Raw genomic sequence first — 16,659 nt, 5'->3', positions numbered from 1 at the left:
GACAAATTGTCCAATCGCTGCGGCCTATACGACCGCGCGCCGGGTTCTCAACAGCTTTTTGATGGGCGTTGCGGCTGGTGCGTACCGCCCCTAAGTAACGCGCGCCCATTCCGGGCGGGAGCGGCAGCGTTGACGGACGACGAGGTTCTGGCGGAGTTTCGCGCCGCGGAGGCGCTGCTCGAGGGGCATTTCATCCTCTCTTCGGGGCTGCGCAGTTCGCGCTATCTGCAATGCGCGCGCGTGCTGATGAGCCCCGCGCGCGGAGCCCGGCTGGCCGATGCGCTGGCCGCGCGCATCCCGGCAGAGCTGCGCTCGCGAATCGAGGCGGTGGTCTCCCCCGCGATGGGCGGGGTGATCGCCGGGCACGAGATGGCGCGCGCGCTGGGCGTCGACGCGATGTTCGTGGAGCGCCCCACCGGCACGTTCGAGCTGCGCCGCGGATTCCGCCTGTCGCCGGGCCAGAAGGTGCTGATGATGGAGGATGTGGTCACTACCGGCCTTTCCTCGCGCGAGGCGATGGCGGCGATCCGCGATGCGGGCGGCGACGTGATCGCCGCCGCCGCGCTGGTGGACCGCTCCAACGGCACGGCCGATCTGGGCGTGCCCTTCTATCCGCTCCTCCGCCTCGACGTTCCCGCCTATGCCCCCGATTCGCTGCCGCCCGAACTGGCGGCGATTCCCGCGGTGAAGCCCGGCAGCCGGGCCGCCGCGTGATCCTTCGGCAAGCTCAGGACGGGCGGCTCCGCCTCGGCGTCAACATCGATCACGTCGCCACCGTGCGCAACGCGCGCGGCAGCGGCTATCCCGATCCCGTGCGGGCCGCGCTGCTGGCGGCGGAGGCGGGGGCGGACGGCATCACCGCGCACCTGCGCGAAGACCGGCGCCACATCACCGACGACGATTTCGCGCGGCTTTCGGCCGGGCTGCCCGTTCCGCTCAACCTGGAGATGGCGGCGACGGAGGAGATGCTGGCGATCGCGCTGCGCCATCGCCCGCATGCCGTGTGCATCGTGCCCGAGAAGCGCGAGGAGCGGACGACCGAGGGCGGGCTGGACGCCGCGGGCCAGCACAACCACCTGGCGCCGATGGTCGCCAAGCTGCGCGAGGCGGGTTGCCGCGTGTCGCTGTTCATCGAGCCCGACGAGCGCCAGATCGACGCGGCGCTGCGCCTGGGCGCCCCCGTGGTGGAGCTGCACACCGGCCGCTATTGCGAGCTGCCCGAACATGGCCGGGCCGAGGAGCTGAAGCGCATCGCCGACGCCGCAGCGCTGGCCGCCAAGGCGGGGCTGGAGCCGCATGCGGGCCACGGCCTCACCTTCGACAATGTGATCCCCATCGCCGCGATCCCGCAGGTCGCCGAACTGAACATCGGCCATTTCCTGATCGGCGAGGCGATTTTCGACGGACTGGCCCCGGTGGTCCGGCGCATGCGCGCGCTGATGGACGAGGCGCGGGGATGAGCGTCCCTTCGCTTCCTTCCCGGGACGGCTGGGCCTAGGCGCATGATCATCGGCCTCGGCTCCGACCTGTGCAACATCGATCGCATCCGCAAATCGCTCGAGCGCTTCGGCGAACGTTTCGAAAACCGCGTCTTTACCGAAACCGAGTTAGCCAAGGCCGCGCGCCGCCCGCACACCCGCGCCGCGACGCTGGCGAAGCGATTCGCCGCGAAGGAGGCGTTTTCGAAGGCGGTGGGAACGGGATTCTCTCAGGGCGTGTTCATGAAGGACATCGGAGTGGTGAACGCGCGTTCGGGCGCGCCCACGCTGATGCTCACCGGGGGTGCCAGGGCGCGGCTTGACGCGCTGGTGCCGGAGGGGCACCGCGCCGTGGTACACCTGACGCTGACCGACGACGACCCCTGGGCCTATGCCATGGTGATGGTCGAGGCGCTTCCGGTGGGAAGGAACGAGTGATGCGTGCGGACGAGCTGGCGCTGGCGCCGGAGGCCGGGGAGCAGGAGGATGACGAGGCGCACCACCACACCGACTGGTGGGCGGAGGCGCGCGGCATCCTGTGGCTGGTCGTGGCGGTGCTGGGCTTCCACAGCCTGATCGCCAAGCCCTTCTACATCCCGTCGGAATCGATGCTGCCGCTGCTGCGCGTCGGCGACCGGCTGGTGGTGACCAAATATCCCTATGGCTATTCCTACGTCACGCCGACCTTCCACCTGCTGCCCTTCATGCCGGGGCGGCTGATGGGCAGCCTGCCGCAGCGCGGGGACGTGGTGATCGTCACCCCGCCGGGGCAGGACACCGACTATATCAAGCGCGTGATCGCGCTGCCGGGCGATCGCATCGCGGTGCGCGGCGGGGTGGTGTGGCTCAACGGCCGCCCGCTGGAGCGCGAGTGGCTGCCCGACCAGCTCGTGCCCGTCGATGCCAACACGCGGTGCAGCACCAATTCGGAAGAGGGCGGATCGCAATTCTATGCCGGTCGCCGCGTGCGTGCGCAGGACGGGGCGCTCTATTGCCGGCTGACCGTCTATCGCGAGACGCTGCCCGGCGGGCCGAGCTATGTCGTCGCCGATCTGGGCCATAGCGCGGGCGACGATTTCCCGGAGATGCGGGTGCCCCGCGGGCGCGTGTTCCTGATGGGCGACAACCGCGACAACAGCGCCGACAGCCGCTATCCGGTAGCGGTGAAGGGGCTGGGCGGGCCGGTTCCGTGGGAGAATATCGGCGGCCGCGCCGAGTTCATCACCTTCTCGCTCGACGGCACGGCGACGTGGAACCCGCTGACCTGGTTCTCGTCGTTCCGTTCCGGGCGGGCGGGCATGTCGCTGCGGCCTGAAAGGGGTACCGAATGAGCGAAGAGGCGGCGCCGGGCGCGGTATCGGTCGTTCAGGAGCCCGGCCCAAACGAGCTGCGCGATCCGCTGATCCGTGCGGAGCTGCGCCGCGCCTCCGTATGGTTCGGGCTCGCGATCGCGATCGGGCTGGTGGTGCTGCTGATCCAGCCGCTGCTGATCATCTTCGGGGCGCTGGTGTTCGCATCGATGCTCGACGGCGGCGTCCGGCTGCTGCGCCGCGTGCTGCCGCTGCCGCGCGGCGCGCTGCTGGCCATCGTCGTGCTGCTGGTGATCGCCTTCGTCGCCGGCGTCTTCTATCTCACCGGCGTCCAGATCGCCCAGCAGGCCGAGCAGCTCCGCACCACGCTGGAGGTGCAGTGGACGCGGATCGCCGCCTGGCTTTCCGGCCTGGGGATCATGCCCGGCGCGTCCGACCTGGCCGGCATGGCGCAGCAGGCGATGAGCTCGGTCGGGCGGCTCACCTCGGCGGTGGGGTCGCTGCTGGGCGCGTTCGGCAGCCTGCTGATGGTGATGACGATCGGCCTGTTCGTCGCCATCGAGCCGCGGCTGTACGAGCGCGGGCTGCAGTGGATGGTGCCGATCGCCGCGCGCGACGAATTCTCGGTCACGCTGGCGCGGATGGCGCGGACGATGCGCATCCTGCTCGCCGGGCGGCTGGCGGGGATGCTGTTCGAAGGCGTGCTCACCTGGATCCTGCTGTCGATCGCGGGGGTGCCGATGGCGCTGCTGCTGGGCATCATCACCGGCATCCTGGCCTTCATCCCCAATATCGGCGCCTTCGTCTCGGGCGTGCTGATGGTGGCGGTGGGGTTTAGCGCTGGGCAGGATCAGGGGCTGTGGGCGATCGCCATCTATTTCGGCGTGCAGACCTTTGACGGCTATGTGCTGATCCCGCTGGTGGCGCGGCACACGGTGGACCTGCCGCCCGCGCTGACGCTTTCGGCCCAGATCCTGGCGAGCACGCTGTTCGGCGTGATGGGGCTGGCGCTGGCCGATCCGATGGTGGCGATGATCAAGGTCGCGCTGGAACGCGAATCGGAACGCGCCGCCCAGGCCGGCATCGGGCGGCGGCGCGCGCGCTGGCGAAGCCGCGAGCCGCTGGTCCCCGATCCCGAACCGATGACCGAAACCAAGGACTGAGCATGCTGCTGCTCCACGATTATTTCCGCTCCTCGGCGGGCTATCGCGTCCGCATCGCGCTGAACCTCAAGGGCGTGGAATATCGCCGCAACGATGTGATGCTGCTGGAAAACCAGCAGCGCAGCCCCGAGCATCTGGCGCGCAACCCCCAGGGGTTCGTCCCCGCGCTCGACACCGGAACGCGGGTGCTGACGCAGAGCCTGGCGATCGTCGAATGGCTCGACGCGCGTTTTCCCGAACCCCGGCTGATCCCGGCCGATCCCGATGCCCGTGCCGACGCGATGGCGCGCGCGCTGGTGATCGCGTGCGACATCCATCCGCTCAACAACCTGCGCGTGATGCGCTGGCTGAAGCGCGACATCGGCGCCGACGAGCCCAAGCGTGACGACTGGACGCGCCACTGGATCGCGGAGGGCTTCGCCGCGCTGGAGGCGATGGCGGAGGCCGGCGGCGGCGAAGGGCCGTTCCTGGGCGGCGCCGCACCCGACGTCTCCGACATCTGCCTGGTGCCGCAGATGTTCAACGCGCGCCGTTTCGATACGCCGCTCGATGCCTATCCCCGGCTGCTCGCTGCCGATGCCGCGTGCCAGGCGCTGCCCTCTTTCGCCGCGGCGCATCCCGATCGCGTGAAGCCGTGAAGCATGCTCTGGCGGCGGCGGGGCTGCTGCTCGCGGCCCCCGCCTTCGCGCAGGATCCGGGCGAGACCCCGGCCGAGATCACGGTCACCGGCCGCGGGCTGGAAGCGCCCCCGGGCGAGGCGGCCTATGCCGTGGCGGAGATCGATCGCGAACGGTTGACCGGCACCGCCAGTGCCCGGCTGGAGGACGCGCTACGCGACGTCGCCGGGCTCGCCCAGTTCCGCCGTTCCGATTCGCGATCGGCGCATCCCACCAGCCAGGGCGTCACGATCCGCGGGCTGGGCGGGAACGCCTCCAGCCGCACGCTGCTGCTGCTCGATGGCGTGCCCCAGGCCGATCCGTTCGGCGGCTGGGTGGCCTTCCCCGCCTATCTGCCCGCGCGGCTCGGCTCGGCGCGCGTCGTGCGCGGCGGGGGCAGCGGCTATGCCGGCCCGGGCGCGCTGGCGGGGACGATCGAGCTTTTCAGCGCCGGGCCGGAGGCGCTCGGCCCGCTGGCGCTCTCCACCGCCTATGGCAGCCGCGACAGCCTGGATACGGTGGCCACCGCGTCGGCCGCGCTCGGCCCGGGTTTCGTCACCGCCGCCGCCCAATATGCGCGCGGCGACGGCTTCATCCCGGTCATCGCGGAACAGCGCGGCCCGGTGGATCGCGCCTCGCCCTATGAGCAGGCCAGCCTGTCGCTGCGCGCGGTGATCGATACCGGCGGCGCCGAGGTGCAGGCGAGCCTTTCGGGCTTCACAGACCGGCGCGAGCGCGGCGTCGCCTTCACCGCGGGCAAGAGCGAGGGCGCCGACGCCAGCCTGCGCATCGTCGGCCGGGGCGACTGGCGCTGGTCGGCGCTCGCCTATGTCCAGGCGCGGGGTTTCTCCAGCGGTTTCGCCAGCGTCGACGCGGCACGCGCCACGGTCACTCCAACGCTCGACCAGTATAGCGTGCCCTCCACCGGCACCGGCGGCCGCATCGAAATCCAGCCGCCGGCCGGGGATGTGCTGACGCTGCGGCTGGGCGCCGATGCGCGCGCGGTATCGGGCCGCACCCAGGAATATTACACCTATGTCGCCGGCGCCCCGACGCGGCGGCGCGAGGCGGGCGGGCGCAGCGCCACCTTCGGCGCCTTCGCCGATGTCAGCGTGGAAACCGGCGCACTGACGCTCAGCGGCGGCCTGCGGCTGGACCGATGGCAGATCCGCGGCGGCCGCATGACCGAGGCGCCGCTGGCGGGCGGCGCGCTACTCACCGGTCTGGCCTTCGCCGATCGCAGCGGCTGGGAAGGTACGGGCCGGATCGGCGCGGCGTTCGACGCGGGCGGCGGGGTCGCGCTGCGCGCGGCGGGCTATCGCGGCTGGCGGCTGCCGACGCTGAACGAGCTGTACCGTCCTTTCCGTGTCGGTGCCGACGCCACCGCCGCCAACGCCGCGCTGGCCCCCGAGCGGCTGAGCGGGGCCGAGGCGGGGCTGGACTGGTCGCCCGCGGCCGGGTTCACGCTGCGCGCGACGGGCTATTGGAACCGGCTGGACGGCGCGATCGCCAACGTCACCATCGCCAGCGGCCCGGGCAGCTTCCCCGGCGTCGGCTTCGTCTCGGCGGCGGGCGTCTATCGCCAGCGGCAGAACCTGGATTCGGTGACCGCCTATGGCGTGGAGTTCGATGCGCGGCTGACGCGCGGCGACTGGTATCTGGCGGCCTCCTGGTCGCTCGCCGATGCGCGCGTCGCGGCCTCGGGCGTGCCGGCCCCGCTCGACGGCCTGCGCCCGGCGCAGACCGCGCGCAACCAGGGATCTGCCACGCTGGGCTGGAGCCGCGGCGGCTGGGCCGTCTCGTTCACCGGCCGCTACACCGGCGCACAGTTCGAGGACGACCAGAACCTGCGCCTGCTGAACGATGCGGTCACGCTCGACGCATTGCTGCGCGTGCCGCTGGGCGCGGGCCTGTCGTTCGAGGCGCGCGGCGAGAATCTGTTCGATGCGCGGGTGGAGGCCGGGATCAGCGGCGGCGGCATCGTCGAGCGCTCCAGCCCGCGCACGCTCTGGGCGGGGCTGCGCTACGCGCTGCGCTGAGCGGCGATCCGGTCGAACAGCGCCAGATAGTCCGCCGCCGGATCGCCGGGTGCCGCCACCGGTTCCGGCCGTGCCGCGCCGGGCGCCAGCCGCCGCTCCAGCGCCGCCAGCAGCGCGTCCGCATCGCCGCGCGGCACCACCTCGCCCTTGTCCGGCGTGTCGACGATCTCGCGCACGGCCACGCTCGCCTCGGTCGCCACCACCGGGGTGCCCAGCGCCAGCGCCTCGCGCAGCACGCCGGGCACGCCTTCGAAATCCGATGTGAGCACCGCCGCCTCGGCCCGCGCCAGCGCCGGGCCGGGATCGGCGGCATAGCCCGGCATGCGCACCCGCGCCGCCAGCCCCAGACGCGCCACCTGTGCCTCCAGCGCGGCACGCGCGCCGCCTTCGCCCAGGATCAGCAGCGAAACCTGAGGGTCGGCGATCCGCGCCATCGCGTCGATCAGCCGGTCCCAGCGCTTCTGTGGCTCCAGCCGCCCCACGCCCAGCAGGAACCGGCCGGGCGGCAGCGGCACGGGCGGCGCATCGGCAGGCGGGCGGGGCGGGGGATTGGCGATCACGCTCACCCGTTCCGCCGCGATCCGCAACTCGGCCACCGCCTCGGCCGCCATCGCCGGCGACATCGCCACCACATGCGCCAGGAAGCGCGGGTGCGCCCGCAGCCAGCGGCGATAGCCCCATGCCGCGATCGCCCCCATCTCCGGCCGCACCAGCGCGTTGGATATCTTCGCCACGATCGGCGGGCAGCCGCGCCCCAGCCGCAGCCGGGCCAGCGCCGCCGCGCCGGTATAATGGTTGCCGGGGCAGAAGATCATGTCCGGGGCGTCCGCGCGCACCGCCGCCGCGATCGCGCCGGGCAGCGCGCCGTAGCGGCCGTCGCCCAGCATCCTTGCGTCCGCCGCGGCCGGCACCTCTGCGGCCAGCGGCCCGCCGCCATCCCCGATGAGGAGGGTGACCCGCCTTCCCGCGGCGCACCATTGCCGCGCCAGCGCGAGCATGGCCCGTTCCACCCCGCCGCCGCGAAGAGTCTGCGCAAAGCAAAGAATATGTTGCGAAAATGTCATGTTACGCTGCGATAGCCGGGCTCTAGGGGGGCACTTTAGAGCCCAATTCGCGCCGCGAAGAAATCGCAATCGCTTGTCATCGCGTGGCGCAGAGCGGGTGCATCGCAATCCCAACCGGGACGGCATCGCGCCGCCCCTGTCTTGTTGTTGAAAGACCCGTATCGGCATGATCCAGTCCCCCGGTACTGAAATAGCGCAAGGCCCGCTCGCGCAGGCCGCGCTGCCCGATCCTGCGGCCATCGCCGGGCTGGAGCCGATCGAGCGGATCCGCCGCCGCTGGCCGCTGATTCTGGGTGGCGCGCTCACGCTGCTGATGATCGCCGCGCTGGCGCGCGAGCTGTTCGGATCGGGGCTGGGGGCGCTCCAGCGCGCGGTGCCGGTCCATCCGCTGTTCTGGCTGGCCTTCGCCGCCTATTATTTCGCGCCGCCCGCCTTCGATTACCTGATCTTCCGGCGGCTGTGGCGCATCCCGTTTTCGGGCCTGGCGGCGCTGAACAAGAAGCGCATCTCGAACGAGGTGCTGCTCGGCTATTCGGGCGAGGCCTATTTCTACGCCTGGGCACGCCAGCGCACGCAGATGGTGGCTGCGCCCTTCGGCGCGATCAAGGACGTGACGATCCTGTCCGCGATCGCGGGCAACGCGATGACGCTGGCGATGATCCTGGTCGCCGCGCCCTTCAGCGAGGAACTGCCGCGCGAGATCGGGCCGGGCGCGGTCTATGCATCGGCGGCGCTGGTCGTGGCGATGAGCGTGCCGTTCCTGGTCTTCGCCCGGCGCGTGTTCTCGCTGCCGCGGCGGATGCTGTGGTGGGTGTTCGGGATGCACATGGCGCGCATCCTGTTTGTCAACATCTGCCTGGTCGCCACCTGGCGTTTCGCGCTGCCCGGGGTGGAAATCGGCACCTGGCTGTTCCTGTGCGCGATGCGGCTGTTGTCGTCGCGCCTGCCGCTGGTGCCGAACAAGGAATTGCTGTTCGCTTCGTTTGCCATGCTGCTGTTGGGCCAGGATGCGATATTGTCGGAGCTGACGGCGGTGATAGCGGCGTTGACGCTGCTGGTGCATGTCGTGCTGATGATCGGGTTCAGCATCCGGGGATTGATCAAGGGGCGGCTATGAAGCGACGGATTTTGGGGATTGCGGCGGCAGCGGCGCTGGTGGCTCCGGCCGGGGCGCATGCGCCCGCGCAGACGGTGGATGCGCCGTGCAACGGCACGGGCGTGCCGATCCATGTGATCGCGCTCGACATGAAGGACCGCACTGGCAGCATCAAGGTGGAGCTGTGGCCCGCCAACGAACAGGATTTCCTGAAGGACGACCGCGACCTGAAGCGCGAGGGCAAGTTCTTCGCGCGCGTGTGGGGCAAGGTCCCGGCTTCCGGCCCGGTCACCCTGTGCATCCGCGTGCCCCAGGCCGGGCGCTACGGCATGGTCTTCACCCATGATCGCGACGGCAAGAACAAGTTCAACATCTGGAAGGACGGTGTCGGCGTGGTCAGCAATCGCGCGGTGGGCCGCTCGCGCCCGAAGCTCGCCTATTCGACGATCAATGTGGCCCCCGGCGGCGTGCAGGTAACGCTCAAGATGCAGTATCTGCGCGGCCTCTCGGGCTTTTCGCCGGCCCGCTGATGCGCGTCGTCGACGTCAACGAGCTCTATTCCCCCACCGGCGGCGGGGTGCGCACCTATATCGACCGCAAGTTCGGCATCATGGCCGATCTGGGGCACGAGCTGGTGGTGATCGCGCCCGGCAAGCGCGACGAGGTGGAGGAACGGCCGGGCGGCGGCCGCATCCATTGGGTGCGTTCGCCGTTGCTGCCGCTCGACACCAATTACCGGCAGTTCAGCCGCGTCCGCACGATCCGCTCGCTGCTCGACGCGATCGATCCGGACGTGGTGGAGGTCTGCGCGCCCTGGGCCGGGGCGCTGGCGGTGCGTAACTGGCACGGCCGCGCTCTCAAGGTATATTTCGCCCACAACGACAATCTGGCCGCCTATCCGCGCCGCTGGCTGCATCCGCTGGTGAGCGCGGAGCGGGTGGAGCGGGTCTTCCACTTCTACACGCGCTGGATGCACAACATGCTGGCGCCGTTCGACGCCTTCGTCACCAACGGCCCCACGCTCGCCCGCGATTTCACGCGGCGCGGGTTCGATGCCGTTCCGATGCCGCTAGGGATCGAGGAGGGCTATTTCTCCCCCGATCACCGCGACGAACGGCTGCGCGAGGCGCTGCTGGCGCAATGCGGGCTGCCGCGCGACGGGCTGCTGCTGCTCGGGCTCGGGCGGCATCACAGCGAGAAGCGCTGGCCGATGGTGATCGACGCGATCGACGCGGCGGGCGCCGACATCCCGGTGGGGATGGTGATGCTGGGCGACGGCCCCGCGCGCGCCAGCGTGGAGGCGCGGATCAAGGGCAGCCCCCACATCCGCCTCTTCCGCCCCGTCTATGACCGCCACCGGCTGGCCAGCATCATCGCGAGCTGCGACGCGCTGGTCCATGGCTCCAGCGACGAGCCGTTCGGGCTGGTGGCGCATGAGGCGCTGGCGTCGGGCCTGCCGCTGATCGTCCCCGATCGCGGCGGCTGTGCGGAGATCGCCGATCCGCTTTTCGCGGAAACCTATCGCGCGGGCGATGCGCGCGCCTGCGCCGACGCGATCCGCCGCCTGCATGCGCGCGAACGGACGATCCTGCGCGCCGCGGCCCGGCATGCCGCCGCGCGGGTGCGCACCGGCCATGATCACGCGCGCGAGCTGATGGCCCATTATGCCGCGCTGCTGGAGCGCCGCCGCGCGCTGGCCGCCTGACGCCATCCTACTTGCGGCGATAGACCGTGACCGTCAGGTCCCCCAGGGGATAGCGCCCGGCCGGGGCATAGGCCCGCGCCACCTCCGCCTCGGCGATCGCGCGGATGGGCGCGTTCTCGCCGCGATATGGCCCGCGCATCACCACCACTTCCGGCCGCGCGCGGGCGAAGATGCGGCGTAGCTCGGCGGCCTGGTCCACGCCGGTCGCCCCCGCCTCGCGCACGCGGCCCAGATGGCTGGGGAACCAGTATCGCGTCACCGCGCAGCGCCCGCTCTGCGCATAGAGCATCGAAGGGCCGGAATAGACATAGAGGCATCCCGGCCCGCGGCCGATGCCCCGCACCAGCGCGGCATATTGCGCCGCCGTGCCGCGGTTGGCGATCTTGCCCAGCACCACCGCCTGCCCGCCGATCAGGAACAGCGCGATCGCGCCCAGCGCCCAGCGCCTCCCGTCGCGATGCCCGCCGATGCATCCCGCCGCCACGGCGCATAGGGGCACCAGCAGCGGCAGCGCATAATGATCGAACCACGAACCGAAGGCGAGCAGCCCCAGCGCCGCCGCGCCCAGCCAGCAGAACAGGAACCGCCGCATCGCCTGTTCCGGCGCCGCGCCCGCGGGCAGCCGCCACGCCAGCACCGCCATCGCGATCAGCGGGGAGGCGATCAGCAGGATCACCGCCAGATTGCCCGCCTGCTCGATCGCCGGATCGGGCTGCCGCGCCAGGATGGAGGTGAAGTTGGCGAAGACCCAGTCGCCGCCATGCCCAGCCGCCGCGAACATCGCCCATGCGATACCGGTCGGCGCCAGCGCGACCGCCGCCCAGGCGACACCCTTCGCGGCGATCCCGGCCGGCCGTTGGCCCAGCCGCCATTCGCGCCACATCAGCCACAGGCCCAGGAACATCCCCTCGAACACCGCCGTGTATTTGATCTGGATCGCCAGCCCGGCCAGCGCCATCGCCGCCAGCCCATGGGCGAAGCGGCGCGATGGGGACGTGCTGTCCCCAGGGCCGGGCGCGACGAGCAGCACCGCGCCCGCCATCGGCAGGTTGTAGAAGACCGGCGCCTGCCCGCCCTGGCCCTCCAGCCAGGTCAGCCAGACCAGATAGGCCACCCCGGCCCAGGTCGCGCCGCGCGTCCATCCCGCGCGATCGGCGAGCCGCGCGATCGCCAGCGCGGTCAGCGCCGCGCTCGCCGCCGCCATCGCCTGGTACAGCCACACGCCCGCCGCCACGCCGAACGCGGCGGGGATCGCATAGAGCAGGAACAGTCCCGCCGGCTTGCGGTCCCACACGCCGGAATAGGGCGCGATCCCGCGCAGCCAGGCGTCGGCGACCTCCAGATAGAAGGTCTCGTCGACATGGAGCATCGGGTTGCCGAAGGTCACCGCGCGGGTAACCAGCGCGGCAAGCGCGAGCTGCGCCCAGCGCGGCATCGCCGCCACCGGGCGCAGCACGGGATGTGCGTGCATCAGGCGTGCGCGGGCATCAGAGCTGGCCGGGATAGACGGGAACGATATCCACCGGGATCGCGGTCATCGAAGCGATCACGGCCTTGGCGTTTTCGTCCAGCACCGCCCATTTGGCCATGAAGGCCTTGGTGCCTTCATAATCGCCGTTGCCCTGAAGGTGGATCATGTCGCGCAGCAGATCGCGCAGCCCCGCCTCCATCTTCGCACCGTCGATGCGATAGCGCCCGGCCGCCGCGTCCCAGGCGAATGCGCCCTTGTCCTTCAGATAGCTGTACTGCATCGCCGCGCCGCGCCCATGCGCCTCCTCGATGCCGAAACGCATCGCGCGGAACGTGCCGGCCAGATAGGTGGCGAGGAGCTGGTCCTTCTCGGCCGCGGGCAGCTCGCCCTTCTGCATCATGAACAGGATGTTCCACGCGCCCATCACGTCGGCCTTGGCCTCCTCCAGCGCGCTGGCCTGTTCCTTCAGCTCCTCGTTCACCGTCGTCTTGCGGCCGCCGACCAGGATCGTGCCCGGCCCCAGGCTGTGCGAGAGTTCGTGGAACAGCGTTTCGAGCTGCATGTATTTCTTCACCACCAGCCCGGCCTGATCGGGCACCAGCACCAGCGGCGCCATCGGCTTCAGGATGCGCTCATACTTGGCGCCGAGCACGTTGGAGAGGATCACCTTCTTGGCGCCCTTGGCCTCGCGCACGCGCTCGTCGTTGGGCAGGTTGAAGGCGATGGTCTGCACGCCGGGCACATTGTCGCCGCCGCCCTGCACCTGTTCGGCCACCGCGATCGGGCTTTCGAAGCCGCGCTGGAAATTCTTGTACCGGTCGTCGACCGGCAGGTTGGCCTCCATGTCGCGCAGGTAATGCTTGTACTTGTCGAGCGCCGCGCTCTCCTCAGGGTCCTTCAGCGTGACGAAGCTCTCGAACGCCGCCTTCCAGCCATAGAGCCGGTCGGTATAGGTCTCATACGGCCCGATCGCGACCTCGATCGGGGTGTCCTTCAGGTCCATCCACGCCAGCTCGCTCTCGAAATAATCGTCGGTGCGGAACGCCTTGGCACGCAGCGTGAGGAACTTCTTCAGGCTGGGGTTGGTGGTGATCGCCGCGGCCTGCTCCATCAGCCTGGCGGCGGGCTCCAGCCATTCCCGGTATTCGACCGAATAGGGCACCGCGACCAGCCGGTCCCCGTCGCGCTTCACCACGGTGTAGAGGCTGGTCAGCGCCGCCTTCTGCTCCGGATGCGCGGCCAGATAGGCGTCGAACTCGGCCTTGGTCATGTCCGCGGGATAGAAGCCTGCGCCCTCCGGCATCGGCTTCGTGCCCCAGAAGGGGTGCAGATCGTCCACCTCGTTCCACGGGCCGAAGTTGCGATCGAACATCTTGAGCAGCAGCTTGGTGTCCTGCCCGCCCTTGCGGGTGATCTGCGCGCGCGTCTCCGGGTTCGCGGGATCGCGCTGGCGCAGGTAGATCTCGCTCATCAGCTTCGAAGCCTGGATCAGCAGGTTCACCACCTGCCGCTCCTCGGCGTTCAGGAAGGCGGTGTCGGGCTTCATCTGGATCACGGCCAGCTTGTCGCTCTGCGCCTTCAGATAGTCGGCGCTTTCGGCACCGGTGGCGGAAACCGCGTCGGCGACGGCGGTCGCGGCGGCATCCAGCGCGGCGGGATCGGCGGTTTCGGGCCGCGCCGTGTTCGTGCAGGCGGCGGTGGCGAGGAGCAGCGGAAGGATCGCGTGACGCATGGAATACAGCCTTGTTGCAGGAGCAATGCGCACGTCCTAGCGCTGGTGCCGCACGCTGTCACGAACGCGCCATGCGCGCGGTGCATCGGCTGCGCCGGGAGGTATTGATGACGCACCGAATCGACCGCCGCTCGCTGCTGCTCACGGGAACGCTGGGTCTGGGCGCCTTCGCGATCCCGGGCTTTGCTGCCGCCTTCGCGGGGATGGGCCAGGGCTTCACCCATTCGGTCGCCAGCGGCGAGCCGGGCCCGGACCGGATGCTGCTGTGGACGCGCTATGTGCCCGCATCGGGCGACAGCGCGCGGGTACGCGCCGAGATTTCGGAGACCGCGGACTTTGCCCGCATCGCCGGCGGCGGCCAGGCGATCACCGGCCCGTGGCGCGACTGGACCGTGAAGATCGCGGTCACCGGACTGTTGCCCGGCCGGCGCTATTTCTACCGCTTCGTCGGCCCGGACGGTAGCATCTCCCCCATCGGCCGCACGCGCACGCTGCCGAATAGCACGCGGCGGTTCACGCTGGCGGTGTTCAGTTGCTCGAACATGGGGTTCGGCTGGTTCAACGCCTATGCCCATGCCGCCGCGCGGGGCGACATCGATCTGGGCATCCATGTCGGCGACTATATCTACGAATATGGCCCGGGCGTGTATCCCTCGGCCGCGCGCCAGCTCACCGGGCGCATGCCGCAGCCGGAGCACGAGATCCTCGCGCTCGCCGACTATCGCCTGCGCTACGCCAGCTATCGCAGCGATCCCGATCTCCAGGCGCTGCACGCCGCGATCCCGATGCTGATCCAGTGGGACGATCATGAGACCGCCAACAATAGCTGGGAAGGCGGCGCGCAGAACCACCAGGCGAACGAGGGCGACTGGAGCGTGCGCAGGGCCGCGGCGATCCAGGCCTGGCACGAATGGATGCCCGTTTCGGAAACGCCCTGGGCCGCCTATGACATCGGCGGGCTGGCCACGCTGTTCCGCACCGAAAGCCGCCTGCTCGGCCGCACCCGCAGCGCCGATATCGCCCCGCTGTTCCTTGCTTCCGATCCCGCCCGCGCGCTTGCCGAATTCCGCGACGGCCCGTGGCAGGACGCCGCGGCGTCGATGCTGGGCAGCGAGCAGGAGGCGTGGCTCTCCCGCGCGATCGCCGCGTCGGTCCGTTCGGGCCGCAAGTGGCAGGTGACGGCGTTCGGCACGATCCTGGGCCAGCTCCGCGCGCCCGCGGATGCGGTGGATTGGCTGCTGCCCGACGGTGACAAATATACCCGCGCCTATGTCCAGGGCTCGGTCGCGGCGGGCAAGGCGGGGCTGCCGGTCGATCTCGACAACTGGGGCGGCTATCCGGCGGCGCGCGCGCGCTTCCTGAAGTCGGCGCAGGCGGCGGACGCCAACCTGCTCGTGCTGTGCGGTGACAGCCACAATGCCTGGGCCTTCGATCTGGCGCAGGACGGCCATGCCGCGGGCGTCGAGTTCGCCGGCCATTCGGTGACCTCGCCGGGCTATGAAGACGCGCTCGGCCCCGATTTCCGCAGGATCGAGGCGGGGATGGCCGCCGCCAACCCGGAGCTGAAATGGTGCGACGTCAGCCGCCGCGGCTATATGGCGCTCACGCTCACCCCCGAACGCGCGACCAACCACTGGCTGTTCGTCGATACGGTGCTGACGCGCAATCCCGCCGCCAGCATCGGCCACACCGCCACGGTGAAGCGCGGCAGCAACCGGATGGCGTGATCAGCCTGCGGCCGGCCGCTCCATAAAGAGGTCGGCCAATGGATCATTGATATAGTAGTTGTTCTTGCCGAGGCGGTGTTTCGAAAGCAGGCCGGCTTGTGCGAGCTCGTCGAGATACCGGGCCGCCGTCTGACGGGTTACTCCAAGTTCGTGCTCCACATGCGCGATGCGTGTGTAGGGATGCCGGAACAGCAGGTTGAGCAGATCCTGAGAGTAGATTTTCGGGTGATTGCGGCGCAGGCGCTGCTTGTACTCCGCCATGAGTCTGCGAATATTCTCCACAAGATTGAGCGTATCGATCGATGTTTCCGCTATCGCCGTAAGCATGTAGATTAGCCATGCTTCCCACTCGCCTGTCTCGCGGACGGACTGTAGTAATCGATAATAATCGCCTTTGTGCGTGATAATATGCCGGCTCATGTACAATATGGGAATATCGAGCAGCCCCTGTTGGGTGAGGTAGAGGGCGTTGATAATGCGGCCGATGCGTCCGTTCCCGTCGGGAAACGGGTGGATGCTTTCGAACTGGTGATGGATGATTGCCATCTTGACGAGAGGGTCCAAGTCGCAGGCCGCGTGGTCGTTGATGAACGTCTCCAGCCGACCCATCATCGTGCGAACCGTATGACCCTCCTGCGGGGGGACATAGACGATCTCCCCGCTTGCTTCGTTTAGCAGCGCGGTACCGGGCGTTTCGCGGAACCCTCCGTTTGTGCGCTTGAGCATCTGGAACATCGCCACAATCGTGCCGTTTGTGAGCAGCCCCTGCTGTTGGCGCATCCGCTCCAGCCCCAGCTTCAGAGCGTCGCGATAGAGTGCGACTTCCTTGGTAGCACCCGAGGAAGGGTTTTCCGGGAACAGGCTGGCCTGAAACAGTTCGTCCTGGGTCGTAACGATGTTTTCGATTTCCGAGCTGGCTTTCGCTTCCTGCAAGGAGAGTGTGTCGATCAATATTCCCTGGTTAGGAATGCTGCTCGCGCGGCCTTTCAATTCGGCGAGGTGCCGGTGGGCCCTGGCTGCCACGCGCAAGACCGGTGGGGTCTCCAACGCTCCCTTGGGCGGAAGGTCGGGGATCGTGTAGGTCGGCTTCAGCATGGCCAGTTCATGTTCGCGCTATTGATCATAGGGCAACATATCGGATCATTTGAGTTAAAAAAACTCAAAATACTTAACATGTTTGGGCCAATTGCCCCGCGCGCATACGCCGCGAATGGCCGC

Annotated in this window: 15 protein-coding genes; 11 read left to right on the top strand and 4 right to left on the bottom strand. The window is 69.4% G+C overall.

The genetic code is table 11. From position 1 onward, the window contains the following. Nucleotides 1-129 precede the first annotated feature (129 nt). The 7 genes from pyrE to OM513_RS14190 are packed head-to-tail and all read left to right on the top strand — an operon-like array spanning nt 130 to nt 6,646. Nucleotides 130-714 (top strand): orotate phosphoribosyltransferase, encoded by a 585-nt coding sequence (gene pyrE, locus OM513_RS14220; RefSeq protein WP_264945145.1) that lies wholly within the window; start codon nt 130-132, stop codon nt 712-714. Further along, nucleotides 714-1,460, top strand: coding sequence for a pyridoxine 5'-phosphate synthase (locus tag OM513_RS14215; RefSeq protein WP_264945320.1), 747 nt, complete (start codon nt 714-716; stop codon nt 1,458-1,460). Before pyrE ends, OM513_RS14215 begins: the two co-directional genes overlap by 1 nt. A 42-nt stretch (nt 1,461-1,502) precedes the next feature. Continuing rightward, on the top strand, nt 1,503-1,916 hold the full coding sequence (gene acpS / locus OM513_RS14210; protein WP_264945143.1) for a holo-ACP synthase: 414 nt from the start codon (nt 1,503-1,505) through the stop codon (nt 1,914-1,916). Beyond that, nucleotides 1,916-2,809 (top strand): signal peptidase I, encoded by an 894-nt coding sequence (lepB, locus tag OM513_RS14205; protein ID WP_264945142.1) that lies wholly within the window; start codon nt 1,916-1,918, stop codon nt 2,807-2,809. Before acpS ends, lepB begins: the two co-directional genes overlap by 1 nt. Further along, the gene (locus OM513_RS14200) at nt 2,806-3,951 is read left to right on the top strand and encodes an AI-2E family transporter (RefSeq protein ID WP_264945141.1); all 1,146 of its coding nucleotides are present in this window, start codon (nt 2,806-2,808) and stop codon (nt 3,949-3,951) included. The genes lepB and OM513_RS14200 overlap by 4 nt, the downstream gene beginning before the upstream one ends. 2 nt (nt 3,952-3,953) lie before the next feature. Beyond that, nucleotides 3,954-4,589: a maleylacetoacetate isomerase gene (maiA, locus tag OM513_RS14195; RefSeq protein ID WP_264945139.1), complete on the top strand. Its 636-nt coding sequence runs from the start codon at nt 3,954-3,956 to the stop codon at nt 4,587-4,589. Further along, nucleotides 4,586-6,646, top strand: coding sequence for a TonB-dependent receptor (locus OM513_RS14190; RefSeq protein ID WP_264945138.1), 2,061 nt, complete (start codon nt 4,586-4,588; stop codon nt 6,644-6,646). The genes maiA and OM513_RS14190 overlap by 4 nt, the downstream gene beginning before the upstream one ends. Here the strand turns inward: OM513_RS14190 and OM513_RS14185 are convergent. Continuing rightward, nucleotides 6,631-7,710 carry a glycosyltransferase gene (locus OM513_RS14185; RefSeq protein ID WP_264945136.1) on the bottom strand — a complete coding sequence of 360 codons (1,080 nt, stop codon included), beginning with the start codon at nt 7,708-7,710 and terminating at the stop codon, nt 6,631-6,633. The two genes, OM513_RS14190 and OM513_RS14185, sit on opposite strands and share 16 nt — an antisense overlap. A gap of 166 nt (nt 7,711-7,876) precedes the next feature. On the opposite strand from OM513_RS14185, the gene OM513_RS14180 reads away from it, so the two are divergent. The 3 genes from OM513_RS14180 to OM513_RS14170 are packed head-to-tail and all read left to right on the top strand — an operon-like array spanning nt 7,877 to nt 10,511. Continuing rightward, complete coding sequence (locus OM513_RS14180) at nt 7,877-8,827, top strand: hypothetical protein (RefSeq protein ID WP_264945135.1); 951 nt, start codon at nt 7,877-7,879, stop codon at nt 8,825-8,827. After that, nucleotides 8,824-9,336, top strand: coding sequence for a DUF2141 domain-containing protein (locus OM513_RS14175; protein ID WP_264945134.1), 513 nt, complete (start codon nt 8,824-8,826; stop codon nt 9,334-9,336). Before OM513_RS14180 ends, OM513_RS14175 begins: the two co-directional genes overlap by 4 nt. Further along, the gene (locus OM513_RS14170; protein WP_264945132.1) at nt 9,336-10,511 is read left to right on the top strand and encodes a glycosyltransferase; all 1,176 of its coding nucleotides are present in this window, start codon (nt 9,336-9,338) and stop codon (nt 10,509-10,511) included. Before OM513_RS14175 ends, OM513_RS14170 begins: the two co-directional genes overlap by 1 nt. Nucleotides 10,512-10,518: 7 nt before the next feature. Here the strand turns inward: OM513_RS14170 and OM513_RS14165 are convergent, their stop codons facing one another. After that, nucleotides 10,519-11,982 carry a hypothetical protein gene (locus OM513_RS14165; RefSeq protein ID WP_264945131.1) on the bottom strand — a complete coding sequence of 488 codons (1,464 nt, stop codon included), beginning with the start codon at nt 11,980-11,982 and terminating at the stop codon, nt 10,519-10,521. 16 nt (nt 11,983-11,998) lie between these two features. Then, the gene (locus OM513_RS14160) at nt 11,999-13,714 is read right to left on the bottom strand and encodes a dipeptidyl-peptidase 3 family protein (protein WP_264945129.1); all 1,716 of its coding nucleotides are present in this window, start codon (nt 13,712-13,714) and stop codon (nt 11,999-12,001) included. A 107-nt stretch (nt 13,715-13,821) separates the two neighbouring features. Here OM513_RS14160 and OM513_RS14155 point away from each other — a divergent pair, with 107 nt between their 5' ends. Beyond that, nucleotides 13,822-15,441, top strand: coding sequence for an alkaline phosphatase D family protein (locus tag OM513_RS14155; RefSeq protein WP_264945128.1), 1,620 nt, complete (start codon nt 13,822-13,824; stop codon nt 15,439-15,441). On the opposite strand, the gene OM513_RS14150 is transcribed toward OM513_RS14155, so the two are convergent. Further along, nucleotides 15,442-16,536, bottom strand: a complete 1,095-nt coding sequence (locus OM513_RS14150; RefSeq protein ID WP_264945127.1) for a Fic family protein — start codon at nt 16,534-16,536, stop codon at nt 15,442-15,444. Nucleotides 16,537-16,659 lie beyond the last annotated feature (123 nt).

This window comes from Sphingomonas canadensis, assembly GCF_026013525.1.
In the GTDB taxonomy this organism is placed as follows: domain Bacteria; phylum Pseudomonadota; class Alphaproteobacteria; order Sphingomonadales; family Sphingomonadaceae; genus Sphingomonas; species Sphingomonas canadensis.
Note: the sequence above shows the minus strand (reverse complement) of the source record. Positions and strands in the feature narration are given on the sequence as shown.